The organism is Phenylobacterium sp. (assembly GCF_036264965.1).
Taxonomy (GTDB): domain Bacteria; phylum Pseudomonadota; class Alphaproteobacteria; order Caulobacterales; family Caulobacteraceae; genus Phenylobacterium.
This window is the reverse complement of sequence record NZ_DATAPY010000121.1, coordinates 40944-47321: the sequence shown is the minus strand read 5'-3', so window position 1 is coordinate 47321 and position 6378 is coordinate 40944. Positions and strand designations below refer to the sequence as shown.

Sequence of the window (6378 nt, the reverse complement as noted above, 5' to 3'; positions counted from 1 at the left end):
CTGCTCGCGCGCCTGCTCATCTTCCCTCCGACACAGAAGCCCTACATCATCGCCTGGTCACTATGGCGACGACGACACCAGGCGGCCGCGACCCTCTGCCACTATCAAAGACGCAAATATGCGCAACTGTAGTACTAGGCGGTTCTTAGGCGCGGGCGGCTTCGCGCTTGGCGCAGGCGCGCGGGCGGCCGCCGTCAGCGCGCTGACGTTCGGGATCCTGCTGGCCGGCGAACGGCGCCTGTGGGCCACCGCCGCCGTCCTGGCCGGCGTCGCCGTCCTGGTGGTCCTCGACCTGATGCGCAGCATCCGGGCGGCGGACCGGACGCTCGCGCAATTCGTCGAGGGGGTGACCGCAGAGGGTTATGAGCGGCCGACGACCCCGGTCGGCCTGCGCGCGCTGGGCAAGGCGATCCAGACGGCGCTGGACCGGCTCGCCGCGGTGCGCGCCGAGCGCCAGCAGCGCGCCGACTTCCTGGAAGCCCTGGCCGACACGGTGAGCGCGGCCCTGTTGGTCGTGGACGACCACGGTCTCGTGACAGGCGTGAACCGCGCTGCGCGGATCAGCCTCTCGGCGAGCGCCGGTCCTCTGAACGCCATCCCGGCCCTGGGCGCCGAGACCGTCGAACGCCTGCTCGCCCTGCCGGCCGGGGCGCGGGAGATCGTGCGGCTGGCCGACCAACGTGCGATCCTAGCCACGGTCTCGGGTTTCACCGCGGCCGGCGCGGCGCGCCGCCTGATCGCCCTGCAGAGCCTGGCCGGCGACCTGGACGCCGTGGAGGTGAAGGCCTGGCAGGACCTGGTGCGGGTGCTCGCCCACGAGATGATGAACTCGCTGACCCCGATCTGCTCGCTGTCCGAAAGCATCGCCGCGCGGCTCGGCGAGCCGCACAGCCCCGCAGCCGAGGCTGAGATCATCGAGTCTGCCGAGGTAATCGCCCGGCGCGGCCAGGGTCTGATGGCGTTCGTGGAACGCTATCGGCAGCTGACAGACACGCCGGCCGTGGTGAAGGCGCGCGTCCCCGCCACCGGGTTTGTCCGCCGGCTGGACCGGCTCGCCGAGGCGATGATCGGGGCCGACGCCATCGCCTGGTCCAGCGCCGTGCAGCCCGCCTGGCTGACGCTGGACGCCGATGCGGACCTCCTGGAACAGGCAGCCATCAACCTGATCAAGAACGCCTTCGACGCCGTGCGCGGCCGCCCGGACGCGCGGGTGAGGCTGAGCCTGACGTTGGAGGAGGAACAGGCGGTGCTGAACGTGGCCGACAACGGCCCCGGCCTGCCGACCGACGATCCGGAGGGCGTCTTCGTGCCCTTCTTCACGACCAAAGACGGCGGCTCGGGCATCGGTCTGACCCTGGCGCGACAGATCGCCTTGGGCCACGGCGGACGGCTGGAGCACCGTGCGGCCTCGCCAAACGGCGCCGTCTTCCAGCTGACCCTGCCGGCCGGCTAACCCGAGATCAGGGCCGCGCGCTCGGCGTCGGTGAGCACTCGCCACCGGCCTTCGTGCAGGTCGCCCAGCCGCAGGGCGCCGATCCGGATGCGGACCAGGTCCATGACGTGCATGCCGACCAGTTCGCACATCCGCCGGATCTGGCGGTTGCGGCCTTCCTTGAGGATGAAGCGAAGTTCCTGGCCCTGGACGACGCTGACCTTGGCGGGCTTCAGCTGGCGGCCGTCCATAGTCAGGCCGTGACAGAGCCGGGCGATCTTCTCCGGCGTGATCTTGCCGGTCACCCGGACCAGATATTCCTTCTCCAGGTCGGACTCAGGGCCGATGATCGCCTTGGCCAGCACCCCGTCGTCGGAGAGCAGCAGCAGGCCACGGCTATCCATGTCCAGGCGGCCCAGCGGCGCCAGGCGCGTGTCGCGGTCAGGGATCGTCGGGCTCTCGCCCACCAGGGCCGCCTTGGTCAGCAGTCGCACGGCCGGCGTCTGGCCGGGCTCCGGCTGGGCGGAGACAACGCCCATGGGCTTGTGCAGCACGACGCTGAGCGGCGCGGGGCCCGATCCATCGGCCAGCGTCAGCGTCTGGCCCGGCAGGATCTTGCGGCCGGTGTCGGTCACCACCTCGCCGTCGATGGAGATCAGGCCGCGTTCGATGAAGCCCTCGGCCTCGCGGCGCGAACAGACGCCGCTCTGGCCCAGCCACTTGTTGACCCGCTGCGGCTCGGCCTCGTCGTAGCGCCCGGTCCAGGCCATCAACTGGCGGCTTTCGGCGGATAGGCGTGGCGGCGGCCTGCCGGGTCCTCGACGCTGCCGTCCGCCAGGTACTCCGGTCCGACCGGCACCTTTCCGTGGCCGCCGGGGATATCGAGGATGTAGGTCGGCTGGCAGAGGCCGCTGACGGCCCCACGCATGGCCCGCATGATCGCCTGGCCGGTCTCGACCGAGGTCCGCAGGTGACCGGTGCCCAGCGCCAAGTCCGCGTGGTGCAGATAATAGGGCTTGATCCGCGTCTCGACGAAGGCGCGCATTAAGGCGGTCAGCGTCTCCGGATCGTCGTTGACGCCCGCCAGCAGCACGGTCTGGCCGAGCATGGGGACGCCCGCGTCGACGATCCGGGCGCAGGCGGCGCGGGCTTCGGCGGTGAACTCGCGGGCGTGATTGGCATGCAGCGCGACATAGACCGCCTTGCCCGGCGCCTGGAGCGCGGCGACCAGCTCATCGGTGACGGTCTCGGGCTGCACCGCCGGGACGCGGGTGTGGAAACGGACCACCTTCACGTGGCCGATCTCGCCGAGACGGCCCATCACCTCGCGCAGGCGGCGCGGCGACAGGATGAACGGATCACCGCCGGTGACGATCACCTCCCAGATGTCCGGCCGCTCGGCGATGTACGCCATGGCCGCGTCCAGGGCGGCCGGCGACAGCGAACGAACGCCCTCGGGCCCCACCATCTCGCGGCGGAAGCAGAAGCGGCAGTAGACCGCGCAGGCGTGATTCAGCTTCAGCAGGCAGCGGTCGGGATAGCGGTGCACGATCCCCTCGACCGGCGAATGCGGCAGGTCGCCGATCGGGTCGGCGGACTCCTCGGGCCGAAGCTCCAGCTCAACCTCTGTTGGCATGAACTGGCGCGCGATGGGATCGTGTGCGTCGGCGGAATCGATCAGCTCGGCCATCGGCGCGGTGATCGCCACTGCGTACTGCGCCGCGACCCGCTCCAGCGCCGGCAGGCGATCGGGTGCGATCAGGCCAGCCTGAACCAGGTCCTGCACAGAACGGAGCGTCTTGGTGGTCATCGCGCGGGCTTATGGGCTGCGCGGGGCCCGCCGTCAAAAATGTGCAGTTCACGCGGTGGCCGAAGCGCCTAGCGTAATCGTGGAATTCGCGGGGTTGGTAATGGACGAGGCGCTCGATCAGGTCGCGGACGGCTTCGTGCCGCGCGGGCTCGCGCCCCACTGGTACCTGCCCATCTATCTGCCGTTCGGACTGACCGGCGGATTTGTCGGCGTCACCATGGGCTATCTGCTGGCGCACCATGGGGTCAGCGTCGCCGCCGTGGCCGCCTTGCTCGTGCTCTATGGCCTGCCCACCACGTGGAAGTTCGCCATGGGTCCGGTGCTGGACACCAGCCTCTCGCCTCCCAAGTGGTATCTGATCAACCTGGCGATCGCTGTGGCGGCGTTGGTCGCACTGGCGTTCACCCCGCTGTCCATGTCCAGCATGCCGCTCCTCAGCGGATTGGCCCTGCTGATGGGAGTGGCGATGAACGCGATGACGTCATCGGCGACAGCCGGCATGGCGCTGACCACGCCGAACGAACAGCGCGGCGCCGTCGCGGGATGGCTGCAATGCGGTCAGTTGGGCGGCGCGGGCCTCGGCGGCGGGCTCGGCCTGTGGCTGGCCGAGCACGCGGGCGGACAGGCCACCGCCGCCCTGGTGCTGGCTGGCCTGTGCGCACTCTGCGCCCTGCCGATCCTGCACCTTCGCGTCCCGCCGCGCTTGGCCGGGGTCTCGGTCCGTCACCGGCTTCTGGATGTCGTGGGCGCGCTCTGGACCCTGACGCGCACCCGCACCGGCGTCCTTGCGATCCTGGCCAATGTCCTGCCGGCCTCGTTGGGCGCCGCGACCACCTTGCTGCCGACTGTGGCGGGCGATTGGCATGCATCGGCCGATACCGTCGCCCTGGTGCTGGGCGCCATCACCGGGATCGCGAACCTCCCGGGCTGCATTATCGGCGGCTATCTCTGCGACATCTTCCCGAGGCGGACGGTGTATGTCCTCTCAGCCCTGGCCTGCGCCTTGGGCGAGGCGGCGATGGCCTTTGGACCTCATACGCCGCTCTCGTTTGGCGTTTTCGCGATCCTCAACGCGGTGCTGCTCGGCCTTTCCTGGGCGGCTGTCAGCGCGGTCTGCTTCGAGCAGCTCGGCGCGCGGGCCGCCGCCACTGTGGCCGCCGTGCTCAGCAGCATCTCCAACCTGCCCGTGGTGATCATGGTGGCGATCGTTGGATCCGTGCAGGGCAAGCATGGATCGACAGGCATGTTGTTGGTCGAGGCCGCGTTCGGTGTGGCCTCAGTGGTCGTCTATGTGCTGATCGCTTCGGTCTGGAAATCCGCCCCGGCGGTCAATCTCAACGCGGCTCCGGCTCCCGCCTAGGTCTCCGCCACTGGCCCCCAGAGCACCTGCTCGATGCGCCGCGCGCCAGTCGCCAGCATCACCAGCCGGTCGAGCCCCAGAGCCCCACCGCTTGCCTCGGGCATGGCCCCCAGGGCGGCCAGGAAATCCTCGTCGATGGGGTAGCGCTCGCCGTAGACACGGGCCTTCTCCGCCATCTCGGCTTCGAAACGGCGGCGCTGTTCGTTGGGATCGGTGAGTTCGCCGAAGCAATTGGCGAGCTCGACGCCGCAGGCATACAGCTCGAAACGCTCAGCCACGCGCGGATCGGAGGTCTTGGGCCGCGCCAGCGCCGCCTCGCTGACCGGATATTCGCAAAGGATCGTCGCCCGCTCGCGGCCCAGGCGCGGCTCGATCTTCTCGACCAGCACGCGGCTGAAGACGTCGGCCCAGGTGTCGTCGGGCGCCGTGCGAACGCCCTGCCCCATCGCCTCGGCGGCCAGGGCGTCGCGATCTCCGAGGCGAGCGAGAAGGTCGATCCCCGCGAACCGGTCGAAGGCCTCCGCCAGGGTCACCCGCTCCGGTTCGGCCAGCGGATCGATGCTGCAGTCCCTATGGATGAGCGCCTTCGCCCCGGCGGCCTCGGCGGCGACCGCCAGCAGGCTCGCGCAATCGGCCATCAGCGTCTCGTAGGGCTCACCCGCCCGATACCACTCCAGCAGCGTGAACTCCGGATGGTGCAGCGGCCCGCGCTCGCGGTTGCGCCACACCCGCGCCAGCTCGAACATCCGGGGCTCGCCGGCGGCCAGCAGCTTCTTGGCCGCGAACTCCGGCGAGGTGCGCAGATAGAGCGGCGCCCGCTCGCCGGCGATCCCCACCGCCTCGGTGGCGAAGGCGTGCAGGTGCGCCTCGTTGCCCGGCGAGACCTGAAGGGCGGGCGTCTCAACTTCCACGAAATCCCGGGCTGCGAACCATCCGCGGATCGCCGCGGTGACCCGCGCACGGCTCATCAGATAGGGCCGACGGTCGGCCAGACGGTCGGGCGTCCACCAGGGCGAGGGCTTGAGTTCAGGCAAGGGTGCGACCGCTCTGCGGCTTTGGAGGGGGGTGGCGATTTCGCCGCCAATCGCTATAGGGGCGCGACAAGAAATTCATCAGCGGAATCGCGCGACCTCAGATCGCCGCCGCCGTCATCGAGGAAGACCGACTTTGAAAGTGATCGCCAGCTCGCTGCGCAAGGGCGCCGTCGTCGACATGGAAGGCCGCCTCTATGTCGTGCTCACCGCCGAGAACATCCACCCCGGCAAGGGTACGCCGGTGACCCAGTTGAACATGCGCCGCATCTCCGACGGGGTGAAGGTGTCGGAACGCTGGCGCACGACCGAGCAGGTCGAGCGCGCCTTCGTCGACGACCGCAACTTCACCTTCCTCTACCAGGACGGCGAAGGCTTCCACTTCATGAACCCGGAAACCTACGACCAGGTGGTCTGCACCCCTGAAGTGGTCGGTGACGCGGCGGTCTGGCTACAGGACGGCATGACGGTGATGCTCTCGACCCACGACGGCGTGCCGATTGCGCTGGAGCTGCCGCGCCTGCTCACCTTGGAAATCACCGAGACCGAGCCGGCGGTGAAGAACCAGACAGCGTCTTCGTCCTACAAGCCGGCGATCCTGTCGAACGGCGCGCGCATAATGGTGCCGCCCTACATCGCCGCCGGGACCCGCGTCGTGGTCCTGACCGAGGACTTTTCCTATCACGAACGCGCCAAGGACTGATCAGGCGGGCGCGGGGGCGTCTGGTCTCGGGGCGGCGCAAAC

The 6378-nt window shown here is 69.5% G+C and carries 6 protein-coding genes; 3 read left to right on the top strand and 3 right to left on the bottom strand.

The features are described 5' to 3' along the window. Positions 1-118 precede the first annotated feature (118 nt). Positions 119-1453 (top strand): sensor histidine kinase, encoded by a 1335-nt coding sequence (locus tag VHS75_RS16190; protein WP_329639646.1) that lies wholly within the window; start codon positions 119-121, stop codon positions 1451-1453. Here VHS75_RS16190 and VHS75_RS16185 read toward each other — a convergent pair. Both VHS75_RS16185 and VHS75_RS16180 read right to left on the bottom strand, forming a co-directional pair. Beyond that, positions 1450-2202: a pseudouridine synthase gene (locus VHS75_RS16185; protein WP_329639645.1), complete on the bottom strand. Its 753-nt coding sequence runs from the start codon at positions 2200-2202 to the stop codon at positions 1450-1452. The two genes, VHS75_RS16190 and VHS75_RS16185, sit on opposite strands and share 4 nt — an antisense overlap. Next, positions 2202-3242 carry a lysine-2,3-aminomutase-like protein gene (locus VHS75_RS16180; protein ID WP_329639644.1) on the bottom strand — a complete coding sequence of 347 codons (1041 nt, stop codon included), beginning with the start codon at positions 3240-3242 and terminating at the stop codon, positions 2202-2204. The genes VHS75_RS16185 and VHS75_RS16180 overlap by 1 nt, the downstream gene beginning before the upstream one ends. A 100-nt stretch (positions 3243-3342) precedes the next feature. Here VHS75_RS16180 and VHS75_RS16175 point away from each other — a divergent pair, with 100 nt between their 5' ends. After that, positions 3343-4602, top strand: coding sequence for an MFS transporter (locus VHS75_RS16175; protein ID WP_329639643.1), 1260 nt, complete (start codon positions 3343-3345; stop codon positions 4600-4602). Here the strand turns inward: VHS75_RS16175 and epmA are convergent. Continuing rightward, positions 4599-5570, bottom strand: coding sequence for an EF-P lysine aminoacylase EpmA (gene epmA, locus VHS75_RS16170; RefSeq protein WP_329639648.1), 972 nt, complete (start codon positions 5568-5570; stop codon positions 4599-4601). The two genes, VHS75_RS16175 and epmA, sit on opposite strands and share 4 nt — an antisense overlap. A gap of 199 nt (positions 5571-5769) precedes the next feature. Here epmA and efp point away from each other — a divergent pair, with 199 nt between their 5' ends. Continuing rightward, positions 5770-6336, top strand: coding sequence for an elongation factor P (efp, locus tag VHS75_RS16165; RefSeq protein ID WP_329639642.1), 567 nt, complete (start codon positions 5770-5772; stop codon positions 6334-6336). Positions 6337-6378: the final 42 nt, after the last annotated feature.